Source organism: Actinomadura madurae (assembly GCF_900115095.1).
Lineage (GTDB): Bacteria > Actinomycetota > Actinomycetes > Streptosporangiales > Streptosporangiaceae > Spirillospora > Spirillospora madurae.
The window spans coordinates 252,511-275,428 of record NZ_FOVH01000003.1; the positions used below are offsets into that span (position 1 = coordinate 252,511).

The window sequence follows — 22,918 nt, forward strand, 5'->3', positions numbered from 1 at the left end:
CCTGGGATGGGGCGGGGCTCTGGCGGCCGGCGGCGGCGCGGGTGGGGAAGTTGCGCGCTGTGCCGGGCGGGGCCGATATTGGGATGGCCGCGCGCCGGGGTGCGGCATGGAGGGAGAGAGATGGCCAGTGCGGTGTCCGAGGGTTCGGTGTTGTGGGAGCCGTCGGAGGAGGTCGTCGCCAACGCGCGGGTGACCCACTTCATTCACTGGCTGTGGGACAGGGGCGTGCTCACCGAGTCCTACGACGACCTCTGGAAATGGTCGGTCACCGAGGTCGACGCCTTCTGGGACGCGATCTGGTCGTACTTCGAGGTGGTCGGCGAGCGCGGTGACGGCCCCGTCCGGACGGGCGGGCCCATGCCGGTGGACGGCCTTAAGTGGTTCCCCGGCGCGACCCTCAACTACGCGGCGAACGCGCTGCGCAGGGCGCGGGAGACCCCGGACAAGACCGCGGTCGTCTTCCGGTCGGAGGCGGGCGGCCACCGGGTCCTGACGTACCGCGAGCTGGCGCTGCACGTGGCGGAGGTCCGCGCGGGCCTGGCGGAGCTGGGCGTGGGCAAGGGCGACCGGGTCGCCGCCTACGTCCCGAACATCCCCGAGGCGCTGATCTGCTTCCTGGCCACGGCGTCGCTCGGGGCGATCTGGTCGTCCTGCTCACCCGACTTCGGGTCGTCCTCGGTGATCGACCGGTTCGCGCAGATCGAGCCCAAGGTCCTCATCGCCGTGGACGGCTACGCCTACAACGGACGGCGGTTCGACCGCCGCGAGATCGTGGGCGAGATCGAGGCCGCGCTGCCGACCCTGGCCGCGACCGTGCTCATCCCGTACCTCGACCCGGCCGCCACCCCGGACGGCCTGCGCGTCGGGATGCGCTACGGCGACCTCCCACGTCCCGGCCACGACACGCCGGAGTTCGAGGCCGTCCCGTTCGACCATCCGCTGTGGGTCGTGTACTCGTCCGGCACGACCGGGCTGCCTAAGCCGATCGTCCACGGTCACGGCGGCGTCGTCCTCGAACACCTCAAGGCGCTGTCGTTCCACCAGGACCTCGGACCCGAGGACGTCTTCTTCTGGTTCACCACCACCGGCTGGATGATGTGGAACTACCTCATCGGCGGCCTGCTGGTGGGCTCCACCATCGTGATGTACGACGGGGCGCCTCTCGACCTCTGGCAGCTCGCCGCCGACAGCGGCATGACCTACATGGGCGTGGGCGCGCCCTACATCACGGCCACGGTGAAGCAGGGGCGGCGTCCGGGCGAGGAGCTCGACCTGTCCGCCCTGCGGGGCATCGGCTCCACCGGCTCGCCGCTCCCGCCCGAAGGGTTCGCGTGGGTGTACGAGGCGGTCGGGAAGGACCTGCTCCTCGGCTCCTTCTCCGGCGGGACCGACATCTGCACCGGTTTCGTCGGCCCCTGCACGCTGCTGCCGCTGCGCGCCGGGGTCATCCAGTGCCGCGGCCTGGGCGCCAAGGTCGAGGCGTTCGGCGAGGACGGCCGCCCCGTCGTGGACGAGGTCGGCGAACTCGTGCTCACCGAGCCCATGCCGTCCATGCCCGTCTTCTTCTGGAACGACGAGAACGGCGACCGCTACCGCGACTCCTACTTCGGCATGTACCAGGGCGTGTGGCGGCACGGCGACTGGATCAAGATCCTCCCGGACGGCGGCTGCGTCATCTACGGCCGCTCCGACTCGACGCTGAACCGCGGCGGCGTCCGCATGGGCACGTCCGACTTCTACCGCGTCGTCGAGGCGTTCGACGAGATCACCGACAGCCTCGTCATCGACACCGGCCGCCTCGGCGAGGAGGGCCGGCTGCTCCTCTACGTCCAGCTCGCGGAGGGTGCGTCCCTCAGCGACGACCTGCTGGCGAACCTCCGGCGGGAGATCCGGTCGTCGCTGTCGCCGCGGCACGTCCCCGACGAGATCACCGCCGTCCCCGGCATCCCCCGCACCCTGTCCGGCAAGAAGCTGGAGGTGCCGGTCCGCAAGATCCTCCAGGGCACCCCGGTCGACCAGGCCGCCAACCGCGACTCCATGGCCAACCCCGAGGTCCTCACCCACTTCACCCCGTGACGTGGGGTCAGTCGTCCCACGGCTCCCAGAGTTCCGTGTCGATCTCGAAGCCCAGCGGTTCCGGTAGCCGGATGACATCACCGAACTTCCAGGTTTGCATTACCTGGTAGGTCCCCGACTCGATGTCCGGTTCACCGTAGTGAGTGACCCCCGGCATCCGCGGATCACGATCGATGAGCAGGTAGAAGGGCACGCCAGAGCTTGCGTACCCGCTCCACTTGGTGCGGGCCCCGTGCAGGAGTCGCGGTGGCCGATCGTTGTCCGCGTTGGACGGCGAAGTGACCTCCACGACCGCCTCCACTTCCTCGGCGAGCAGCCGTTTGGCCTTGCGCTGCCGAGTCTCCAGACGGGTCTCCCTGTCGAGGATGTTGAGGTCGGGAACGCACCCCTCCTTCGAGGGGACCAGGTTCACGTCGCTGGTGCGCGCGGCAGTCCAGCGAAATTCCGGATCCGCCGTTCGAGCGTCGTGGAGAGCGTCGTGGATGTCATCCAGGATGTAATTGTGGTCCAGCGTTGGACTGGGTGACACGACGATCTCTCCTCCGATGACCTCGACCCGGGAGCCGTCGTTCGGGAGGTGGAGTTCGCCGGCGAGATCGCCCCGGACCCATAGGGCGTACGGAGTGTCCGACAACGTGTAATGCGCAACGGCTGCGACCGCCATGACACTGAGCTCCCTCTTGACGACGGATGGTGACATCGTGCGGGTTGAGGCCACTCCAGCGTACCGAGAACGCCGAGGCTCAGCGGGTCCGGCGAGCCCGTCGATCTCGCTTGGGTGACACCTCGCGTGTCCGTACGCTCTGGGATGTGACGGCACTAGGGTTGTGCCCCCGGCCAAATGTGTCCGAATGGAAGCGGTGGGTCAGATCGCGCCGGAAGGTCGCAGGATCGGGTGAACTTCCCTCCGGTCTCGGGCGTCACACAGTCGGAGGGGTGATCCGGGCCCGGGACTCCGCGGCCCGTCGATCAAGAGAGGGACGGTTCCACGCATGGAGGTTGGGGCGCTACGGTCCGGAGACCCGGACCGGCTGGGGTTGTATGCCCTGATCGGACGGGTGGGCGAAGGCGGGCAGGGGACGGTGTTCCTCGGCGCCGCCGAGGACGGCCGGCAGGTCGCGATCAAACTGCTGCACGCCGAGCTGACGTCCGACGACAAGGCGCTCGCCCGGTTCCTGCGCGAGCTGGAGGTCGCCAAACAGGTCGCGCCGTTCTGCACGGCGCAGGTGATCGACGCCGACGCGACCGGTGACCGGCCCTACATCGTCAGCGAGTACGTGCCGGGCCCGTCACTGAACCAGCAGGTGCTGGAGGACGGCCCGCTCGCCGGCGCGGCGCTGGACCGGCTCGCGGTCGGCACCGCGACCGCGCTCGCCGCGATCCACCAGGCCAAGATCGTCCACCGTGACTTCAAGCCGCACAACGTGCTGATCGGCCCGGACGGACCGCGCGTCATCGACTTCGGCGTCGCCCGCGCGCTCAGCGGCGGCACCACGCTCACCAGCCGGGTGATCGGCACGCCGTCCTACATGGCGCCCGAGCAGATCAGCGGAGACGAGGTGGGGACGCCCGCGGACGTGTTCTGCTGGGCGGCCACGCTGGTGTTCGCCGCCACCGGCGAGCCGCCGTTCGGGCAGGACACCATCCCCGCCGTGATCAACCGGATCCTGCATGAGGAGCCCGGCCTCGGCGACCTGGACGGCGCGCTGCGCGAGCTGGTGCTCGACTGCCTGGAGAAGGAGCCGGGGCGGCGGCCCCGCGCCCAGCAGGTGCTGATGCGGCTGCTCGGGCACGAGGAGGCGGCCCGTCCCGCGGCCCGCCCGACCGGCACCGACGAGACCGCGATGCTCGCCGCCGGCTCCGTCCGCGCCGCGGAGATCGCCGACGACGCCGAGGTGTTCGAGCCCGACCCGGTGTTCGGCGACGACCCCATCTTCGAGGACTCCCCGGACTTCGACCCCGGGACGGGGTTCGACGCCGTCCCGCTGGAGACTCAGGCGGCCGGGCCCGGCGCCCCCCGCGCGGACGAGATCGGGGACCAGGGCGAGCCGGCGCCGCTGCCCACGCCCGCCGAATGGGCCGCCGGCGACACGCTGCCCCCCGACCTCGGGTCCGGGGCCGGGAAGGGCGGCCTGCGGCGGTCTCTCGCCGGCTCCGGGCGCTCCGCGGTGCTCGCCGGCGCGGCGGCGCTGTTCGTCGCGATCGTGGTCGTCTCGTCCGTCCTCGCGCTCGGCTCGGGCGACAACGGCAAGGCGGGCCAGAAGGTCAGCGACCCGAGCGCGCCGCCCGCGTCGACCGAGGTCGCCCCGAGCACGGCGCCGGCCACGAGCCGCCGGCCGGTGGAGCAGGCGCCGCCGACGTCGTACGACCCGACGCCGACCGACAGCGGGATGCCGACCGGCAGCCCCACGCCGAGCGGCAGCCCGACGCCGACCACCTCGACGCCGACCCGGCCGACCCCCACGAAGACGGCCACGCCGACCACGCCGCCGACCGACCCGTCCGACCCGCCGGACCCGTCCGGCCCGCCGCCCGGCGGGGGCACCGGCTCCGAGGGCCAGGCCGCCGGCTGATGCCCCCGGGCGCCAGGGTGGGATAGGCCACGTTGGCGTTGCCGCTGAGCAGGTCGGCTTTGGCACGATTCCTGGCTACGCTCGTCCAGTGAGCGGCGCCACAACGAGGTGGCGAAGGGTCACTAGGGGAGTTGTCGATGAGCGGCATGCTCGATCAAGCGAAGGACGACCTGCTCCGGCGGGCGGCTGAAACGTGCGCGCAGCGCCCGGGAGCGCGCGGCGGGGACGTGGAGGAGGCCTTCGCCTACCTCCGGCTGTACTACCGGAACGTCGCCCAGGAGGACCTCCAGGCGCGCGACCCCGCGGACGTCTGCGGTCCCGCGATGGCGCACCGGGCCCTCGGCGAGGAGCGGCCGCAGGGGCGCGCGAAGGTGCGCGTCTTCACGCCGACGCTGGAGGAGTACGGCTGGGACCCGGGGCACACGGTCGTCCAGGTCGTGACGGACGACATGCCGTTCCTGGTCGACTCGGTGACCATGGAGCTGACCCGGCACCAGCTCGCCACCCATCTGATCGTCCACCCGCTGCTCGGCGTGGACCGCGACGTCGCGGGGCACCTGAAGGCCTTCCGCGGCAAGCTCGACTCCGACGACGACGTCGACGAGTCGTGGATGCACATCGAGGTCGACCGCACCAGCGACCGGGCCGTCCTGGACGAGCTCGAACGCGACCTGCTGCGCGTCCTGCACGACGTGCGGGTCGCCGTCGAGGACGAGCCGAGGATGCGCGCCCGCGCCCACGAGATCGCCACCGAGATCCAGGAGACCCCGCCGCCGCTGCCGGAGAAGGAGCTCGCCGACGGCGTCGAGCTGCTCGACTGGCTCGCCGACGGCCACTTCACCTTCCTCGGCTACCGCGACTACACGCTCACCGGCGACGGGACGGCGCTGCGGCCCGAGCCCGGCACCGGCTTCGGCATCCTGCGCAACGACAAGCGCGAGTCCGACAGCTTCGCCGCGCTGCCCCCGGAGGTCCGGGAGAGGGCGACGGAGAAGCAGCTCCTGGTGCTGACCAAGGCGAACTCGCGGTCGACCGTCCACCGCCCCCTGTACCTGGACTACATCGGGGTCAAGAAGTTCGACGCGGACGGGCGGGTGATCGGGGAGCGCCGGTTCCTCGGCCTGTTCACGCACGTCGCCTACAGCGAGTCGATCGCGCACGTCCCCGTCCTGAAGGCCAAGCTGGACGAGGTGCTGGAGCGCGCCGGGTTCACCAGCGACAGCTACGACGGCCAGGACCTCATCGAGATTCTGGAGAGCTACCCCCGCGACGAGCTGTTCCAGATCTCGGTGGACGACCTGCTGCAGATCTCGCTCGGCGTGCTGCGGCTGCGGGAGCGCCGCCAGCTGAAGCTCTTCCTGCGCAAGGACATGTACGGGCGCTTCATGTCCTGCATGGTCTACCTGCCGCGCGACCGCTACACCACCAAGATCCGGCTGCGCATCCAGGACCTGCTGAAGGAGGCGTTCGACGGCGTCAGCGTCGACTACAGCGCGAACGTCACCGAGTCGATCCTGGCCCGGCTGCACGTCGTCGTCCGCGGCGAGCGCGGCCGCCCGCTGCCGGACGTGGACGTCGCCGAGCTGGAGAGCCGCCTCGCCACCGCCATCCGCTCCTGGGAGGACGACCTCGGCGACGCGATCGTCGAGCAGTGCGGCGAGGAACGTTCCGGGACGCTCGCCCGCACGTACGGGGAGGCGTTCCCCGAGGGCTACAAGGCCGACTTCCCGGCCCGCACCGCGGTCGCCGACCTGCGCCGCCTCGACGAGCTCACCGAGGACGCCGACACCTCGATCAACCTGTACGAGCCGTACAGCGCGGCGCCCGGCGAGCGGCGGCTGAAGATGTACCGGCTGGGCGAGCCGATCTCGCTCTCCCGGATCCTGCCGCTGCTGCAGAACATGGGCGTCGAGGTCGTCGACGAGCGGCCGTACGAGATCCGCACGTCCGACGGCCGCCGGTTCTGGATCTACGACCTCGGGCTGCGGTACGTGCCGCCGGAGAACGTCGCCGAGGAGGCCATCAAGGAGCTGTTCCAGGACGCGTTCACCGCGCTGTGGCGCGGCGACATCGAGAACGACGGGTTCAACGCGCTGGTCCTGCACGTCGGGCTGACCTGGTGGCAGTCGATGATCATGCGCGCCTACGCCCTCTACCTGCGGCAGATCGGCACCACGTTCTCCAAGCGGTACATCGAGCAGGTGCTGCTGCGCAACGCCGCCATCACCCGGCTGATCATCCGGCTCTGGGAGAGCCGCCTCGACCCGTCCCTGGCGGGCGGCGAGGAGGAGCGCAGCGCCGGCATCACCGAGGAGATCCACGGCAAGCTGGACGAGGTCGCGAGCCTCGACGAGGACCGCATCCTGCGCGCGTACCTGGCGCTCGTCCAGGCGACCCTGCGCACGAACCACTACCAGGGCAAGCCGTACCTGGCGATGAAGTTCGACCCCGAGCGCATCCCCGACCTGCCGCTGCCGAAGCCGACCTACGAGATCTTCGTGTACTCGCCGAGGGTCGAGGGCGTGCACCTGCGGTTCGGGACGGTCGCGCGCGGCGGGCTCCGCTGGTCCGACCGCCGCGAGGACTTCCGCACCGAGATCCTCGGCCTGGCGAAGGCGCAGGCGGTGAAGAACACCGTCATCGTCCCGGCGGGCGCGAAGGGCGGCTTCGTCGGCAAGCAGCTGCCCGACCCGGCCGCCGACCGGGAGGCGTGGCAGCGGGCCGGCATCGCCTGCTACAAGGACTTCATCTCCGGGCTGCTCGACCTGACCGACAACCTCGTGGACGGCAAGGTCGTCCCGCCGCCGAACGTCGTCCGCCACGACGGCGACGACACCTACCTGGTCGTCGCCGCCGACAAGGGCACCGCGACGTTCTCCGACATCGCCAACGGCGTCGCCGCCGGGTACGGGTTCTGGCTCGGCGACGCGTTCGCGTCCGGCGGTTCGGTCGGCTACGACCACAAGGGCATGGGCATCACCGCCCGCGGCGCCTGGGAGTCGGTGAAGTACCACTTCCGCGCCCTCGGCAAGGACGTCCAGAACGAGGACTTCACCGCGGTCGGCATCGGCGACATGTCCGGCGACGTGTTCGGCAACGGGATGCTGCTGTCGGAGCACACCCGGCTCGTCGCCGCGTTCGACCACCGGCACATCTTCGTCGACCCCGCCCCCGACTCGGCCGCGTCGTTCGCCGAGCGCCGCCGCCTGTTCGAGCTGCCGCGCAGCAGCTGGGCCGACTACGACACCGCGCTGATCTCCAAGGGCGGCGGCGTGTTCCCCCGCACCCTCAAGTCGATCAAGGTCACCCCGCAGATGGCGGCGGCGCTCGGGATCGAGGACGGGGCGAAGGCGCTCACCCCGCACGAGCTGATCCGGGCCGTGCTGAAGGCGCCGGTCGACCTGCTGTGGAACGGCGGCATCGGCACCTACGTCAAGTCGTCCGTCGAGAACAACGCCGACGTCGGCGACAAGGCCAACGACCCGGTCCGCGTCGACGGCGGCGAGCTGCGCTGCAAGGTGGTCGGCGAGGGCGGCAACCTCGGCGTGACGCAGCTCGGCCGGATCGAGTTCGCCCGCGGCGGCGGCCTGATCAACACCGACTTCATCGACAACTCCGCCGGTGTCGACACCTCCGACCACGAGGTCAACATCAAGATCCTGCTCGACCAGGCGGTGCGGGACGGCGAGCTGACCGGCAAGCAGCGCGACGGCCTGCTCTACGAGATGACCGAGGAGGTCGGGCGGCTCGTCCTGCGCGACAACCACGGGCAGAACGTGGTGCTCGCCGCGTCCCGCGCGCAGGCCCCCGCGATGCTGCACGTCCACGCCCGCTACCTGCGCAAGCTGGAGCGCGACGGCCGGCTGAAGCGGCGCCTGGAGTTCCTGCCGGACGACAAGGCGCTGGCGGAGCGGCGGCAGTCCGGGCTGGGGCTGACCAGCCCCGAGTTCTCCGTCCTGCTCGCCTACGACAAGCTCACGCTGGACTCGCAGATCGTCGCGTCCGATCTCCCCGACGACCCCTACCTGGAGTCGTGGCTGGTCGAGTACTTCCCGACCCCGCTGCGCGAGCGGTTCCGCTCCTACATGGACCGGCACCCGCTGCGCCGCGAGATCATCACGACCGCCGTGGTGAACGACCTGGTCAACGCGAGCGGCTCCACGTTCGTGTTCCGGATGAACGAGGAGACGGGCGCCTCCTCGCCCGACATCGCCCGCGCCTACCTGGTCGCCCGGGACGTGTTCGAGATGCCGCGCTTCTGGCGGTCGGTGGAGGCCCTGTCGGACCAGGTCGCGCAGTCCACGCAGATCGCGATGCTGCTGGAGGCCCGCAAACTGACCGAGCGCGCCGCGCGCTGGCTGCTGCACAACCGGCGGCCCCCGTTCGACATCCGGGAGACGATCGACTTCTTCGGCGGCGGCGCGACCACGCTGAGCGGGCACCTGTCGAAGCTGCTGGTCGGGCTGGACCTGGCCGCGTTCGAGCAGCGCCGGGACGGCTTCGCCGAGCTGGGCGTGCCGGACGAGCTGGCCGAGCAGTGCGCGACGTTCGTCGCCGCGTACTCCGTCTTCGACCTCGTCGGCATCGCGCACGACGCGGGACGCCCTGTGGAGGAGGTCGCCGAGGTCTACTTCGACCTCGCGGACCGCCTCCAGCTGTCCCGGCTCCGCGAACGCATCATCGCCCTGCCGCGCGACGACAAGTGGCGCTCGATGGCCCGCTCCGCGCTCCGCGACGACCTGTACGCGGCGCACGCGGCCCTCACCCGGGACGTCCTGCTCACCAGCGAGCCGGGCGGGCAGCCGGAGCAGCGCATGATCCACTGGGCGGAGAAGAACAAGCCGGCCGTCCAGCGCGCCCAGCAGACGCTCAGCGAGATCTGGGAGAGCGACAGCTTCGACCTCGCCACCCTGTCGGTGGCGCTGGGCGCGATCCGCACCCTCGTCACGGCCAGCTCCCTTCCGAGCAAGGACGCCTGACCGTTCGCGTCTCCCTGGTCTCAGCGCGCTGAGACCAGGGAGACCGACTCGCCCAGGACACGCCCTTTACCGGACGGCGGAGCGTAACCGATCACCAGCCACTGCCACGTCGTGCGCAGGGTTCCGGAAGGCTTATCGCCTTTCTCGGCCAGATGGTCGCGAAGCTCGGCCGGAAGGGGCGACACGTCGCCGCTGGTAAGGAGCATTTCCTGTTTCCCGGACGCGTGACTGACGGGCGCCTCCAGCGCCCCCGTAGCGGCGTCATGCCAAATCCGCACGTCCCCCGAGGTAATGGCCTCGTTATGCCGCTCGGTCCACTCCAGCGCCACCCGCGCCACGCCGCGTAAGCCCCACCCCACGGACGAAATGTCGGCCTTGTTCGCACCGGTGTCGAGCACCGTGCCGGTGTCGAGCACCGTGCCGGTGTCGAGCACCGTGCCGGTGTCGAGCACCGTGCCGGTGTCGAACTCCGTGCCGGTGGCCGGCCCCGCCCCGTGGATACCGCCGAGTGCCAGTGGGTCCCGCTGCAGCGGTCAGAAGCGCGAGACCCACCGGCACCCGGCGGGGTTCAGGAGCCCTGGGCGGCCACGGCCTTGCGGTACATGCCGCTGACCGCGGCGCGGCCCTTCGGCGGGACCGTGGCGAGGTACTGCACGAGGACGGTCGTGTCCATGCGCGTCGTACCGGCCTTGGCCGGGGCCAGCCCGACGAGGTCACCGCTCACTGCCAGCCTGCCCCGCTGGGACGCGGAGTACGCCTCGCTCTGTTGCAGGATGTACCAGACGACCGCTCCGCGGTCTTTGGTGCGGAGCGCGTAGACGTTGTAGCGGGCGGGGGAGAAGCGGGACGAGAGCGTGACACCCCGTCCCGCCAGGACCTTCTCGCCCTGCTTGAGCGCCTTGTACGTCTCGCTGGTCTTCGCCCCGTCCGCCAGGACGGACGTTCCGGGCGCGCCCGGCCCGTTCGTGAGCAGCGCCGCGTGCGCCTGGGGCAGCTTCGACGGCGCGACCGCGAGGCCCTTCCCGTCGGGGCTGACCGGGCTGGCGTATCCCTCCGGATCGAGCGCGACGCGGCTGAGCGCGGCGTCCGACGGGTACGGGTCGGCGGTCAGCAGCCACGGCGCCCCCTGCCTGGCCTGCGTGAACAGCAGCGCGTGCCGCAGCGACCGCTTGCCCTGGCCGCTGACGGCGTCGGCGGCGAACCAGCGCGGATAGCCGGTCAGCCGCGGGATGTAGAACGTCGGGTTCGCGAACGCCAGCTTCGGCGGGCGCTGGCGGACGCTGCGCCGCAGCTTGAGCGCGGCGACGTCCATGGACAGCTGCGGGTCGGCCTCGACCGAGCGCAGCGCCTTCCCGCTGAACCTGCGCCCCGCCTGGTTGACCCCGGCGGCGAAGGACGTGAGCACCTGCTGCGCCTGCGCCTTGGTGAGCGCCGGCGTCCCCTGCGGCTTCCCCGAGGCCGCGGAGGTGGAGTTCCCGGAGCAGCCGGCCGCCGCGGCGGCGGCGAGCAGGCCGGGTATGAGGATCGGAACGAGCGTGCGTACGGCCATTGAGGCCCCCCGAATGGCGACGGTGATCCGGACCACACGGAATCCTCGCAGAGTGACCGAGCAGTCACTCTATGAACACGAAATTAGACCGGAAAAGCCGCCGGGGACGCCCGGCGCGGGACGGGGTCAGGCGCTCTCCTGCTGGCGCAGCCAGCGGATCTCCGCCTCGATGAACTCGTCGATGTCGCCGTCGAGGACCGCGCTGGGGTTGCCGGCCTCGACGCCGGTCCGCAGGTCCTTGACGATCTGGTACGGGTGCAGCACGTAGTTGCGGATCTGCGTGCCCCAGCTCGTGGTGCCCTCGCCGCGGAGCTTGGAGAGCTCCTCGGCCTCCTGCTGCCGCTTGCGCTCCAGCAGCTTGGCCTGCAGCACGTTCAGCGCGGTGGCCTTGTTCTGCAGCTGGCTGCGCTCGTTCTGGCAGGACACGACGATCCCGGTCGGGAGGTGGGTGATCCGCACCGCGGAGTCGGTCGTGTTGACGCCCTGGCCGCCGGGGCCGGACGACCGGTACACGTCCACGCGCAGGTCGCTCTCGTCGATGTCGACGTGGTCGCTCTGCTCCACCACCGGGACGACGTCCAGGCCGGCGAACGACGTCTGCCGGCGGCCCTGGTTGTCGAACGGGGAGATCCGGACCAGCCGGTGCGTCCCGTGCTCGCCGCGCAGCGTCCCGTAGGCGTAGGGGGCCTTCACCGTGAACGTGGTCGACTTGATCCCGGCCTCTTCGGCGTAGGACGTCTCGTAGACCTCCGTCGAGTAGCCGTGCCGCTCGGCCCAGCGCAGGTACATCCGCTGGAGCTGCTCGGCCCAGTCGGCGGCGTCCACCCCGCCGGCCTGCGCGTTGATGGTGACCAGCGCCTCCCGGGCGTCGTACTCGCCCGACATCAGCGTGCGGACCTCGAGCTGCTGGACGGCCTTGTGCAGCGACGCCAGCTCCTCGTCGGCCTCCGTGCGCGTGTCGGCGTCGTCCATCTCCCGGGCCATCTCGTACAGCGTGGCCGTGTCTTCGAGGCGCTGCCGCAGGCTCTCGACCCTGCCGAGCTCGCTCTCCAGATACGACAGGCGGCGCGTCACCGTCTGGGCGCGCTCCTGGTCGCTCCACAGGTCAGGGTCGGCCGACTGCTCGCGCAGCTCGGCGATGTCGCGGCGCATGCCGTCGAGGTCCAGCACCTGCTCGATGCCGGAAAGTGCCGAGCCGAGCTCCTTGAGCTGCTCTTCGGGTTCGATGCCTGCCACGGTCCGAGCTTATCGCCGTCCCGGCACTGCTTATCGCGATCCGGGCGGCGCCCGGCCGCCGGACCAATATCATGAGGATGGCAGAATCACGGGCCGAGGTGGTCGGCCGAGGACGGCCGGCCCTGAGTTCGGTCCGGGGGACGGGTCTTTGCACAGGTTCCTGCGGGTGGTCGCGGCCGGGTCGCTGCTCATCCCGCTCACCGTCGCGGGCTGCGCCGAAGGCAGGACGGAGGCGCGGCCCACCGTCACCATGCCCGAGACGTCCCCGCCGGACCCCGTGCCGCTGACCCCGCAGGTCGCGGAGAACGCGTTCCGCACCTACGTCACCGACGAGGACGTGGCCCGGACGGCGGGCGACGAACGGCTCGCGCTGACCTGGACGTCCGACGGGCAGTCGCAGCTCACCGCGGCCGAGTTCCGGAAGGCGGCCTACGACGGCGACCCCGTGCGGCGTTTCGTCTACGGCAGGCCCAAGATGTACGTGCCGAAACTCAAGGACGCCGCCTATCCGCAGTGGTTCGTGGCGTCGGTCGACCGTTCCGTCCTGGGCAAGGCCAAGAGCAAGCGCCGGGTGCTGATGGCGTTCATCCTGCGCGGCGCGTCCGACCACTGGAAGCTCACCCTGGCGACCGTCCTGCAGGAGAAGGCCAAGGAGCCGAAGGTCTCGATCGATGCCGACGGGTACGCGACGGCGCTCAGCACGACCGACCCGTCCCTGCTGATCCGTCCCCGCGACGTCGGCGGGATCCAGGCGACCATCGCCGCGGAGGGGCCGGGTAGTGTCGCGGCGAAGGTGATGAAGTCCAACGCCGTCACCACCGGCTTCTACCAGGACGCCAAGCGCGCCAAGAAGAAGGCGAAGAAGAAGGACCTCACGCTCCAGACCGTCTACACGGCGACGCCGTTCCCCTACTTCGGGCTGCGGACCGAGCACGGCGGCGGGCTGGTCGTCTACTCCCTGTTCCGCACCACCTCGCTCGTCGCCAAGGACCCGGAGACGCCCAAGCCGGAGATCCCCGAGGAGGCGGAGCACCTGCTCGACGGGACGGTCGAGGGGAACGAGGTCGACACCACCTCGACCCTGCACTTCGCGGCCTACGACCCGCCGAAGGGCGACAAGGACGACAAGGACGACGACCGGCCGAAGGCGCACATGATCGCCGACGACGGCGCGGTCACGAAGGCCGCCACCCCGCCGATCAAGAAGCCGTGAGGCCGTGAGGCCGTGACCGCCGGGGGTGCGGCCGGTCGGGTGCGGTCAGCCGTAGACGCGCTGGAGGACCAGCGCCACGAAGAACAGCGCGACGAGCCCCGCCAGGACGAGCGCGGGCGGCACGGACGAACCGTGGCGGTGCAGCTCCGACCGGGCCTCGCGGCAGGTGGGGCAGCGCCCCTCCACCACCGGGTTCGAGCATCGAGCGCAGATCAGATGTTCGCAGCTCATGTCGTGGGCCCCAATCTCCGTCAGCGGCGCGCGGGCCGTGCGGGAAGCGTCGGCCTGTCTGGCCGTCGGTCCACCTATTAGGTATCTTTCGCCTTCATCCAGCGTAGCCGGACTGTATGGTCATTCAGGCAAGTCCGGGACCTTGAAGGTATGAAACGGCCGGACGTCGGGAGACGGTTCACATGGCACTGATCGGACGTCACGCACTGATCGGACGCAGTGTCGGCCCCGGGCGCCCGTACCACGCCGAGTGGGACGAGGTGGTCGCCTCTCCCCTCTACACTGCTCGAAGGCTCCGCGTCCCACCTGGCCGTGAAGCCGGGCGGCGCAGGCATGAGACCACGGACCCCTCCGTGGCCGCGGGCCGGCCCGCTCCCCAACCCCTACAGCGAACCGCCGTGATGCAGCCGTGATCCATTTCGACAACGTCACCAAGGTCTATCCGAGCCAGAACCGGCCCGCCCTGCAGCATGTGAACGTCGCCATCGAGAAGGGCGAGTTCCTGTTCCTGGTGGGGCCCTCCGGCTCCGGTAAGTCGACCTTCCTGCGCCTCATCCTGAAGGAGGAGCGTCCTTCCCAGGGTCACGTGCACGTGGCGGGCAAGGACCTGAGCAGGCTGAGCAACTGGAAGGTGCCGCACCTGCGCCGCAGGATCGGCTGCGTCTTCCAGGACTTCCGCCTCCTGCCCAACAAGAACGTCTTCGAGAACGTCGCGTTCGCCCTCGAGGTGATCGGCAAGCCGCGGCGCTTCATCGGCAAGGTCGTCCCGGAGGTCATCGACCTCGTCGGCCTGGAGGGCAAGGCCCACCGGATGCCGGACGAGCTGTCCGGCGGCGAGCAGCAGCGCGTCGCGATCGCGCGGGCGTTCGTCAACCGGCCGATGATCCTGCTGGCGGACGAGCCGACGGGGAACATCGACCCCGCCACCTCGATCGGCATCATGAAGGTGCTGGACCGCATCAACCGGACCGGCACCACCGTCGTCATGGCCACCCATGACGCCGCGATCGTCGACGCGTTCCGCAAGCGCGTCGTCGAGCTGGAGGACGGCCGCGTCGTCCGCGACCAGTCGCGCGGCGTGTACGGCCAGGCGTACTGACCATCTGAACCATCGGTTCCCGCCCGGTCGTACGACACCTGGAGGGCCCGATCCGGGAAGCGGGAGCCACCCGCGCCGCACCGCGCGGCCGCCCCGGGCTTCCGTGGAACAACAGGCGATCAAGGACAGCGAGGCATGCGCGTACAGTTCGTTCTCCAGGAGATCTGGATCGGTCTCCGCCGGAACATGACGATGACGATCTCCCTCGTCATCACCGTCGCCATCGCCATGGCGCTCTTCGGCACCGGGCTGCTCCTGCGGGAACAGGTCCGCGCCTCCAAGAGCTACTGGTACGACAAGATCGAGGTGTCGATCTTCCTGTGCGCCAAGACGAGCTCCAACCCCGTCTGCCAGAAGCAGGACGTCAGCGACCAGCAGCGGCAGACGCTCAAGGCGCAGCTGGAGAAGATGCCGCAGGTCTCCAACGTCCAGTACGAGACCAAGCAGCAGGCCTACGAGCGGTTCAAGGACCGCTTCTCCGGCTCCCCGGGCTTCGTGGAGAGCACCCGTGAGGGCGACATCCCCGACTCGTTCCGGGTGAAGCTGAAGAACCCGGAGGAGTACAAGGCGGTCGCGCAGGCGATGCTGAACCAGCCGGGCGTCGATTCGGTGATCAACGAGCAGGAGATCCTGAAACGGTTCTTCCGGATCCTCAACGGCCTGCAGGTCGCGGCGCTGACGATCGCGTTGATCCAGGTGGTCGCGGCGGTGATGCTGGTCGGCAACACGGTCCGGCTGTCGGCGTTCAACCGGCGCCGGGAGACCGGGATCATGCGGCTGGTCGGCGCGTCCAACACCTATATCCAGATGCCCTTCATCCTGGAGGGCGCGATCGCCGGCCTGATCGGCGGGCTGTTCGCGTCCGTGCTGCTGGTGTTCAGCAAGAAGCTCCTGGTCGACAGACTCGCGGGGGACGTCCAGCTTGTCAGCCAGCTCGGCTGGAGCACGGTCGTCCTCGTCATCATCGTGTCGATCTGCTTCGGCGTGCTGCTCTGTGCCGTCTCGTCGTTCCTGACGCTGCGCAGATATCTGAGAATCTGACGTGGTGACCGGATCCGGCGCAACTGCCGGATCCGGCCCAGCCGGCGGCCCTACACTTGCCGCATGACCCCCTCCGCGTCCGCGCCGAGCCCGTGTCTCCGCTGATCAGGCGGCGCGGAAGCCTGCTGCGCGGGGTCGCCGTCGCGGCGGCGATCTGCTGCGCGTACGGGGCCGGGGTGGTGAGCGGCTCGGGCTCCGAGCGGCACGCGGCCGTCGCGGGCGGCGGCTCCGTCCTGGACGAGGCCGCGACGAAGATCGGGGGTCGTGCCGCGAAGCCCGTCGAGCGCGGCGACCTCGACCGCGCCGCGATCGAGGGGATGCTGCGCCGCCTCGGTGACCGGTGGGCGCACTACTACCCGGCCCGGGAGTACGACGACGTCGAGGGACGGCTGACCGGCCGCTACAGCGGCGTCGGGCTGTGGCTCGGCGCCGGTGACCGCGGCTCCCGCGTGCTGGTCGCCAGCGTGCAGCCGGGCGGCCCCGCGGCGCGTGCGGGCGTGCGGGCCGGAGACGTCATCACCGGCATCGGGAACGCGTCCGTGGCGGGCTGGGACATCTCCCGCGTCGCCGGGGCGTTACGCGGACGTCCGGACAGACCCGTCGAACTGACCGTGCGGCGCGAGCATCGAACCAAGCGGTTCCACCTTGTCCGCACACCGGTGTCTGGAGGAGACGTCACCGTGACCGATCTTCCCGACCACGCGCAGATGATCCGGGTCGGCGCCTTCACCCGCGGCACCGGGCGGGACGTCCGCGCCGCCGTCACCGGGCGGTCCCCCTCGGAGCGCTCCGAGGGCGGCGTCCTGCTGGACCTGCGCGGCAACCCCGGCGGCCTCCTGGACGAGGCCGTCGAGACGGCGTCGGCGTTCCTGCGCGCGGGCCCCGTCGTGACGTACGAGCCGCGCGGCGCGCCCGTCCAGCGGCGCGCGGTCACCGCGCCCGGCGACGCGCGGACGCCGCTCGTCGTCCTCGTCGACGCCGGCACCGCCAGCGCGGCCGAGATCGTCGCGGGCTCTCTGCGCGACCGCGACCGCGCGGTGATCGTAGGATCGCGTACATACGGGAAGGGATCGGTCCAGGAAACCCTCAAGCTCGCCGACGGCTCGGCGATCGAGCTGACCGTCGGTCGCTACCGCACCCCGGGCGGCCGTAGCCTCGACGGGGTCGGGATCGAACCCGACGTGGCGGTCTCGGCCGACCGCCCTCCCGCGGAGGCCGAGCAGCGCGCCCGGGCGGTGCTGCGCGGCCTGCGCGCGGCACAGCCGGACTAGGAACGACGACCGCCGGACAAGGACGGATGACGTGGCACGGGACACCGGGCGGAAGAAGGACACCGGGCGGAAGATCATCGCCCAGAACAAGCGCGCCCGCTACGACTACCACGTCGACGACACGTGGGAGGCGGGCATGGTGCTCATGGGCACCGAGGTGAAGGCGCTGCGCGCCGGCCGCGCCTCCCTCGCCGACGGCTACGCGCACGTGCGGGACGGCGAGGTGTGGCTGGAGAACGTCCACATCCCCGAGTACACGCAGGGCACCTGGACGAACCACGCGCCCCGCCGGCGCCGCAAGCTGCTGCTGCACCGGCGCGAGATCCAGAAGATCATCGCCAAGTCGGAGGAGCCCGGCTGGACGCTGATCCCGCTGTCCCTGTACTTCAAGGACGGCAAGGCCAAGATCGAGATCGGGCTGGCCCGTGGTAAGAAGACCTACGACAAGCGCCAGGCGATCGCCAAGCGGGAAGCCGAGCGGGAGATGCAGAAGGCGGCGGCGGCCCGGTTCAGGAGACGGTGAAGGGTGTCGATGACGATCCGAGGCCGGCGTGGGGCCCGCGGCGGGGCCCCGGTCATGCAGCGTCCGAGTACCCGGCGCCGGGCGGTCGCGCTGACGGCCTGCGGCGCCCTGGTCGGGACCATGACGACGGGATGCTGGGCCGAGCCGTCCGCGATGCCGGCCGTGCGCGACTTCCTGATCGCCTGGCAGGTCGGCAACTACGAGGCCGCCGCCGGGCGGACCGTCGGCGGCGACCGGCAGCAGATCGAGGACGCGCTGAGCCGCGTCCGGCAGCAGCTCGACGCGGCGTCCCTGCGGCTGTCCCTCGGCACCGAGGTCCAGGGCTCCAGCGTCGACCAGATCGTCAAGAAGGGCGACGAGGCCGACGCCCGCTTCACCGTGAAGATCGACCTCGGTGAGAACGGGCAGCCGTGGCAGTACCCGGGCCTGATGCACCTGCGCCGCGTCGGCGGCAAGTGGAAGGTCGTCTGGAGCCCGTCCATCATCAACACCAAGCTGAAGCCGGGCCAGCGGCTCGCCGTGGTGACCGAGACGCCGAAGCGCGCCCCGATCACCGACACGCAGGGCCGGTCGGTGATGCGCGAGACCGGCGCCTACAACATCGGCGTGTTCCCCGGGCAGCTCGCCGACCCGCAGAAGACCCTCGACCTGCTCGCCAAGCAGACCAAGATCGACGGTGGCCGGCGGCTGGACGCCGAACGCCTCCTCGGCCGCGTCCGGTCCGCCCCGCCGCAGACGTTCCTGCCGCTCCTGACGCTGCAGGTCCCCACGCACAACGCGCTGATCCAGCGGCTCGCCAACGTCCCCGGCCTGCGGCTCCAGGGCGTCCGAGCGCCGATCATGCCCGCGTACGCGCCCGAGCTGGTCGGCAGCCTCGGCCCCGCCACCGCCGACCGGCTCCAGCAGGTCGGCGCCCCCTACCAGCCGGGCGACACGATCGGCGTCAGCGGCATCCAGCTGCTCCAGCAGCGCCGCCTCGCCGGGACGCCGACCGTCCGGGTCGTGGCCCAGGACGAGTCGGGCGAGAGTACCGAGGAGCTGCGCTCCTGGCCCGGCCAGGAGCCGCAGAAGGTCCAGACGACGCTCGACCCCGGCTACCAGCGGCGGGCCGACAACGCCCTGCGGAACCTGCGGCTCCCCGCGTCCATGGTGGCCGTGCGCCCGAGCACCGGCGAGGTCCTGGCCGTGTCCAACCACGGGACGGACGGCCGCAACCTCGCCTTCGAGGGCCACTACCCGCCCGGCCTCACGTTCGGCATCGTGTCCGCGCTGTCGCTGTTCTCCCAGGGCGGTATGAAGCAGTCCACCGAGACCACCTGCCCCGCCTCCGTCACCGTCGGCGGCAAGACGTTCACCAACCAGGCCCGCCCCGACGGCAGCTTCGCCAACCACTTCGCCGCGTCCTGCAAGACGACGCTCGCGCAGCTCAGCAGCAAGGTGGACGCCCAGGCCCTCCTCCGGGAGGCGTCCACGCTCGGGATCGGCAAGAACTGGAATCTCGGCGTCCCCGCCTTCACCGGCTCCGTTCCGGTGCCCGCGAACGACGGCGACAAGGCCGCGGCCATGGTCGGCGAAGGCGCCGTCCAGGTCAGCCCCCTGGCGATGGCCATGGTGGCCGCCGCCGCGTACAGCGGCACCTGGCGGCCCCCCTACGTCTTCAAGGAGCCGTCCACGACCGCCCAGGCGCCGCAGGCCCAGAGCCCCCCGTCCGAGTCCATCTCGAACCTCAAGAGGACCCTGGGCCGCACCGCGTCCCGCGGCAACGCCCGCGGCGCCCGCGTCTCCGGCGGTGTCGCCGCCCTCGCCACCTACACCGAGGGCGGCCGCGAGAAGACCGTCTCCTGGTTCGTCGGCTCCAGCGGCGACCGAGCCTTCGCCATCGCCGTCGAGGGCGCCGTCAACACCCCCGCCATCGCCGCGAGGTTCCTCGGCGGATAGGGCTTTGTGAGCTCTTTACGACCCGGACGCAACCATCCCGTGCTCTCCGGGCGTCTTTACGGGTGACTGAGACTCCGCTTGGGGGGTTGCGGACTCAGTCGCCGTGATGAGACCGGAGCCTCGTCTCGGGGGAGGCTCCGCCGTCCGGACCGGCCCGACCCTGCCGGTCGACCCCGGTGGGCGCGACACCGTTCGCACCCACCGGGGTTCACGTGTGCCGCCGGGGAATCCGATTGCCCGCCCGCACGTTATGCTTGTACCGTCATCGTGCGGACGTCCCCGGACGCTCGCTTTGACAACTGAACATGGGGGTGACCGGCTTCGACTTCGGTCGTTCGAGCCAGGGGAAGCGGGTCGAGGGTTGCTGTCGTGACCTCGTAAATCCTGTGACAGCAAACCAATAACTGCCAACAAGAAGCAGTCCGAGTTCGCCCTCGCCGCCTGAGCGAGGAGTGAACTCTGTCAGCCCGGGAGCGTCTCCGACCCGGGGTCTGGCATCGTAAGGAGACTCCACCTGCCGGCCCGGTCGCGGGGCCGGTAGGGACACCCAACAGCGACTGAGCCCGTCGGCGACACGCCTGCGTGAGCGCCGGGGCTGAGAAAACGCCAAGCAGGCTGCACCCGGAGAAGCCCTGACCCATCACCGAAGGACGCGGGTTCGATTCCCGCCACCTCCACCCGTAATCACAGATGCGGCCCGACCGAAACATAGGTCGGGCCGTTCTGCTGTTCGCGCCATCGGACTTCGGCTGACCCGCCTGGAGCCTTCCCTGTCCGACGCCGAGGGCTTTGCGTTGGCTTCTGCCGATGAGCGGTCGAGTCGACTGCGCCCTATGGCGGACTTGATGGTGTGTGGAAACCGACCTCGCATGGTGATGTGCCCGGCCCGCCTTCGGTGGAGTCTCGGGGCGGTTCAGCGCAGACCACGAGGGCGGATGTGTCTCTCGCTATACCAAGATTCTCGTCCAGCGGCTCAGGGGACGGTATATCCCTATAGTCACGAGCCGTGGCGGCTTCACAGGGAATGTTGATCTCTGGGCGCTATCGCCTGGCCAGAGTGCTCGGCGCCGGAGGGATGGGCCGGGTCTGGCTCGGCCGGGACGAGTTGATCGGCCGCGAAGTGGCGATCAAGGAGCTCCTCCTGCCGTCCGACATCACCGATGAACAGCGGCAAGTGCTCACCCAGCGGGCTATGCGGGAAGCCCGCGCGGCCGGTCGGCTGAACCACCCCGGAATCGTCACGGTGCATGACGTCATCGAGCACGACGGCGCTCCGCTCATCGTCATGGAGTTCGTCAGCGGTCGCTCGCTCGCCGACGCCATCAGGGCCGACGGCGCCCTGCCCGTCGAGCGTGTCGCCGCCATCGCGGGGGCGATGTTCGCCGCGCTGCGAGTCGCGCACGACGCTGGCATCGTCCACCGCGACCTCAAGCCGGGCAACGTGCTCCTCGACGGCGACCGCGTGGTGATCACCGACTTCGGCATCGCCAGCCTCGCCGGTGACGCCCAGCTGACCCGGTCGGGTGTGATCATGGGCACGCCCACGTACATGGCACCCGAGCAAGCGGAGCACGAACGCGGCTCTGCCGCGTCGGACCTGTGGTCGGTCGGCGCGACGCTCTACACGGCTGTGGAAGGCCGGCCTCCGTTCGAGGGCGAGAGCGTGATGGCGGTTCTGTCCGCCGTGCTCACCCGGGATCCGCGTCCGCCGGAACAGGCCGACCGCCTCACCTCGCTGCTGTATGCGCTGCTGCGCAAGGACCCGAACCAGCGCCCGACGCTGGACCAGGCCGAACGGTTGCTGGCATCGGCGGCCGAGGGTGGACAGGGATCGTACGCACCGGCGGGCGGGAGCGAGGCCGACCCCCAGACCGACCAGTTGCTCTCGTCTCCCGGCACCCCAGGCGCATTGAGCGCACCGGTCCCGCCGGGCCGATACCCGGGAGCGTATGCCGGTCATCCGCCGCAGCCGTACACCGGTGCTTCCGGGGCGACGTTGCCGCCTGGTCACTCCGGCCCGTCCAAGGGTTCCTCCGTGCCGCCCAGCAGGCGCGGATCCGGGCGGCGTACCGTCCTGCTGATCGGGGCCGGCGCCGTCGCCATGGTTCTGCTCGCCGCCGTGGCGTGGCTCGTGCCGGGCGGGCGGGAGGGAGAGCAAGGCTCGCCTCCGGCCGCCGGGTCCAACCCTGCGCGTACGGCGGACTCGAACGGTGGCGACACCGGCCGGCCGGGCACTCCCGTCGAGATCACCAACGCGATCCAATTGACCGGCCATGCGCACCGGGTCACGTCGGTGGCTTTCAGCCCCGACGGCGCGCTGCTCGCCAGCACGGACGACGATCTCATCATCGGCGGCGCCAAGACCTGGCTCTGGAACGCCGGTAGCGGAAAGCGCCTTGCCATGCTGGTCAGTCCACCCGGGATCGGCGGGTCGTCGGTCGACACGGTCGCGTTCAGTCCCGACGGGAAGTGGCTCGCCAGCGGTGGCAACCGGGTCGGGGAGGCCACCACCTACCTCTGGCGGGTGGCGGACCGGCGCCGGGTCGGCCCCATGACCCAGAGCAAATCGATCATGAAGTCACTGGCGTTCAGTCCGGACAGTAAGACACTCGCCGGTGTCTCGAATCGCGGCACGGTCACGATCTGGGATACGGCGACGCGGCGGGTCAAGGTCGGGCTGCCCGACGGCAACGGGTTCCGCAATGTGGCGTTCAGTCCCGATGGCCGGCTGCTCGCCAATCCGGGCCGGGGCAGGGAGGTCCGGCTGTCGGACGCCAACACGGGGCGCACGGTCCATATGATCACCGATGCCACCGGCGATGACGTCGCGTTCAGCCCCGACGGCAAGACGCTTGCCGTGCCCGACTCTGACGGGACACACAGCCTCCGGCTCTACGAGGTGGCGACGGGCCGTAGTACGCTCGCCTTCGACCGGGCCGAGGGCGATCTGGTGGCCAATGTGATCTACAGCCCCGATGGCAAGACCATCGCCAGCTGGGGGCTCGGCAACGTCATCAGGCTCTGGGATGTCATGTCGAGGCGAATCCGCGCGAACCTGATAGGACACTCCGGCCAGGTCAATTCGGTGGCGTTCAGCCGGGACGGCAAGAAGATCGCCAGCGGCTCCGAGGACAAGACGATCCGGATCTGGAACCTCTCCGGCTGACCGGTTCGCCGATCGGCAACAGA

At 70.5% G+C, this 22,918-nt stretch carries 15 protein-coding genes and 1 other RNA gene; 11 read left to right on the top strand and 5 right to left on the bottom strand.

What is annotated here, in order from left to right:
• Window positions 1-120 precede the first annotated feature (120 nt).
• The gene (locus tag BM339_RS10775) at window positions 121-2,076 is read left to right on the top strand and encodes an acetoacetate--CoA ligase (RefSeq protein ID WP_075020748.1); all 1,956 of its coding nucleotides are present in this window, start codon (window positions 121-123) and stop codon (window positions 2,074-2,076) included.
• A gap of 7 nt (window positions 2,077-2,083) precedes the next feature.
• On the opposite strand, the gene BM339_RS10780 is transcribed toward BM339_RS10775, so the two are convergent.
• On the bottom strand, window positions 2,084-2,740 hold the full coding sequence (locus BM339_RS10780) for a Uma2 family endonuclease (protein ID WP_075020749.1): 657 nt from the start codon (window positions 2,738-2,740) through the stop codon (window positions 2,084-2,086).
• A gap of 328 nt (window positions 2,741-3,068) precedes the next feature.
• Here BM339_RS10780 and BM339_RS10785 point away from each other — a divergent pair, with 328 nt between their 5' ends.
• Together BM339_RS10785 and BM339_RS10790 are read left to right on the top strand one after the other, a co-directional pair.
• Window positions 3,069-4,649 carry a serine/threonine-protein kinase gene (locus tag BM339_RS10785; protein WP_075020750.1) on the top strand — a complete coding sequence of 527 codons (1,581 nt, stop codon included), beginning with the start codon at window positions 3,069-3,071 and terminating at the stop codon, window positions 4,647-4,649.
• A gap of 137 nt (window positions 4,650-4,786) precedes the next feature.
• Window positions 4,787-9,628, top strand: a complete 4,842-nt coding sequence (locus BM339_RS10790; RefSeq protein WP_075020751.1) for an NAD-glutamate dehydrogenase — start codon at window positions 4,787-4,789, stop codon at window positions 9,626-9,628.
• A 20-nt stretch (window positions 9,629-9,648) separates the two neighbouring features.
• On the opposite strand, the gene BM339_RS10795 is transcribed toward BM339_RS10790, so the two are convergent.
• From BM339_RS10795 to prfB, 3 genes are all read right to left on the bottom strand, one after another.
• A complete protein-coding gene (locus BM339_RS10795; protein WP_256255293.1) occupies window positions 9,649-10,080 on the bottom strand; it encodes a hypothetical protein in 432 nt (143 codons plus the stop codon).
• Window positions 10,081-10,196: 116 nt separating this feature from the next.
• Complete coding sequence (locus BM339_RS10800) at window positions 10,197-11,177, bottom strand: DUF8094 domain-containing protein (protein WP_075020753.1); 981 nt, start codon at window positions 11,175-11,177, stop codon at window positions 10,197-10,199.
• A gap of 126 nt (window positions 11,178-11,303) precedes the next feature.
• Window positions 11,304-12,413 carry a peptide chain release factor 2 gene (prfB, locus tag BM339_RS10805; RefSeq protein WP_075020754.1) on the bottom strand — a complete coding sequence of 370 codons (1,110 nt, stop codon included), beginning with the start codon at window positions 12,411-12,413 and terminating at the stop codon, window positions 11,304-11,306.
• Window positions 12,414-12,561: 148 nt separating this feature from the next.
• Here prfB and BM339_RS10810 point away from each other — a divergent pair, with 148 nt between their 5' ends.
• Entirely contained in the window at window positions 12,562-13,626 is a 1,065-nt protein-coding gene (locus BM339_RS10810; protein ID WP_075020755.1) for a DUF8094 domain-containing protein, read from the top strand.
• A gap of 45 nt (window positions 13,627-13,671) precedes the next feature.
• On the opposite strand, the gene BM339_RS10815 is transcribed toward BM339_RS10810, so the two are convergent.
• On the bottom strand, window positions 13,672-13,857 hold the full coding sequence (locus BM339_RS10815) for a hypothetical protein (protein WP_024934343.1): 186 nt from the start codon (window positions 13,855-13,857) through the stop codon (window positions 13,672-13,674).
• 409 nt (window positions 13,858-14,266) lie between these two features.
• Between BM339_RS10815 and ftsE the strand changes: the two genes are divergently transcribed.
• The 7 genes from ftsE to BM339_RS10850 all read left to right on the top strand — a co-directional run bounded on the left by ftsE (window position 14,267) and on the right by BM339_RS10850 (window position 22,895).
• A complete protein-coding gene (ftsE, locus tag BM339_RS10820) occupies window positions 14,267-14,956 on the top strand; it encodes a cell division ATP-binding protein FtsE (protein WP_021597771.1) in 690 nt (229 codons plus the stop codon).
• 135 nt (window positions 14,957-15,091) lie between these two features.
• Window positions 15,092-15,997 carry a permease-like cell division protein FtsX gene (gene ftsX, locus BM339_RS10825; RefSeq protein WP_021597770.1) on the top strand — a complete coding sequence of 302 codons (906 nt, stop codon included), beginning with the start codon at window positions 15,092-15,094 and terminating at the stop codon, window positions 15,995-15,997.
• 56 nt (window positions 15,998-16,053) lie between these two features.
• Window positions 16,054-17,268, top strand: a complete 1,215-nt coding sequence (locus tag BM339_RS10830; RefSeq protein ID WP_024934344.1) for a S41 family peptidase — start codon at window positions 16,054-16,056, stop codon at window positions 17,266-17,268.
• Between the two features lie 31 nt (window positions 17,269-17,299).
• A complete protein-coding gene (gene smpB, locus BM339_RS10835) occupies window positions 17,300-17,791 on the top strand; it encodes an SsrA-binding protein SmpB (RefSeq protein WP_021593035.1) in 492 nt (163 codons plus the stop codon).
• A gap of 54 nt (window positions 17,792-17,845) precedes the next feature.
• Window positions 17,846-19,729 carry a penicillin-binding transpeptidase domain-containing protein gene (locus BM339_RS10840; RefSeq protein ID WP_024934345.1) on the top strand — a complete coding sequence of 628 codons (1,884 nt, stop codon included), beginning with the start codon at window positions 17,846-17,848 and terminating at the stop codon, window positions 19,727-19,729.
• Window positions 19,730-20,036: 307 nt separating this feature from the next.
• Window positions 20,037-20,409, top strand: a transfer-messenger RNA (tmRNA) gene (gene ssrA / locus BM339_RS10845).
• A gap of 326 nt (window positions 20,410-20,735) precedes the next feature.
• Window positions 20,736-22,895: a WD40 repeat domain-containing serine/threonine protein kinase gene (locus BM339_RS10850; protein WP_143118353.1), complete on the top strand. Its 2,160-nt coding sequence runs from the start codon at window positions 20,736-20,738 to the stop codon at window positions 22,893-22,895.
• Window positions 22,896-22,918 lie beyond the last annotated feature (23 nt).

What these genes read in the sequence shown, in the direction of transcription:
- BM339_RS10775 (WP_075020748.1), top strand. Translation starts at nt 121, where the DNA reads ATGGCCAGTGCGGTGTCCGAGGGTTCGGTGTTGTGGGAGCCGTCGGAG.
- BM339_RS10780 (WP_075020749.1), bottom strand. Translation starts at nt 2,740, where the DNA reads ATGGCGGTCGCAGCCGTTGCGCATTACACGTTGTCGGACACTCCGTAC.
- BM339_RS10785 (WP_075020750.1), top strand. Translation starts at nt 3,069, where the DNA reads ATGGAGGTTGGGGCGCTACGGTCCGGAGACCCGGACCGGCTGGGGTTG.
- BM339_RS10790 (WP_075020751.1), top strand. Translation starts at nt 4,787, where the DNA reads ATGAGCGGCATGCTCGATCAAGCGAAGGACGACCTGCTCCGGCGGGCG.
- BM339_RS10800 (WP_075020753.1), bottom strand. Translation starts at nt 11,177, where the DNA reads ATGGCCGTACGCACGCTCGTTCCGATCCTCATACCCGGCCTGCTCGCC.
- BM339_RS10815 (WP_024934343.1), bottom strand. Translation starts at nt 13,857, where the DNA reads ATGAGCTGCGAACATCTGATCTGCGCTCGATGCTCGAACCCGGTGGTG.
- ftsX (WP_021597770.1), top strand. Translation starts at nt 15,092, where the DNA reads ATGCGCGTACAGTTCGTTCTCCAGGAGATCTGGATCGGTCTCCGCCGG.
- BM339_RS10840 (WP_024934345.1), top strand. Translation starts at nt 17,846, where the DNA reads ATGCAGCGTCCGAGTACCCGGCGCCGGGCGGTCGCGCTGACGGCCTGC.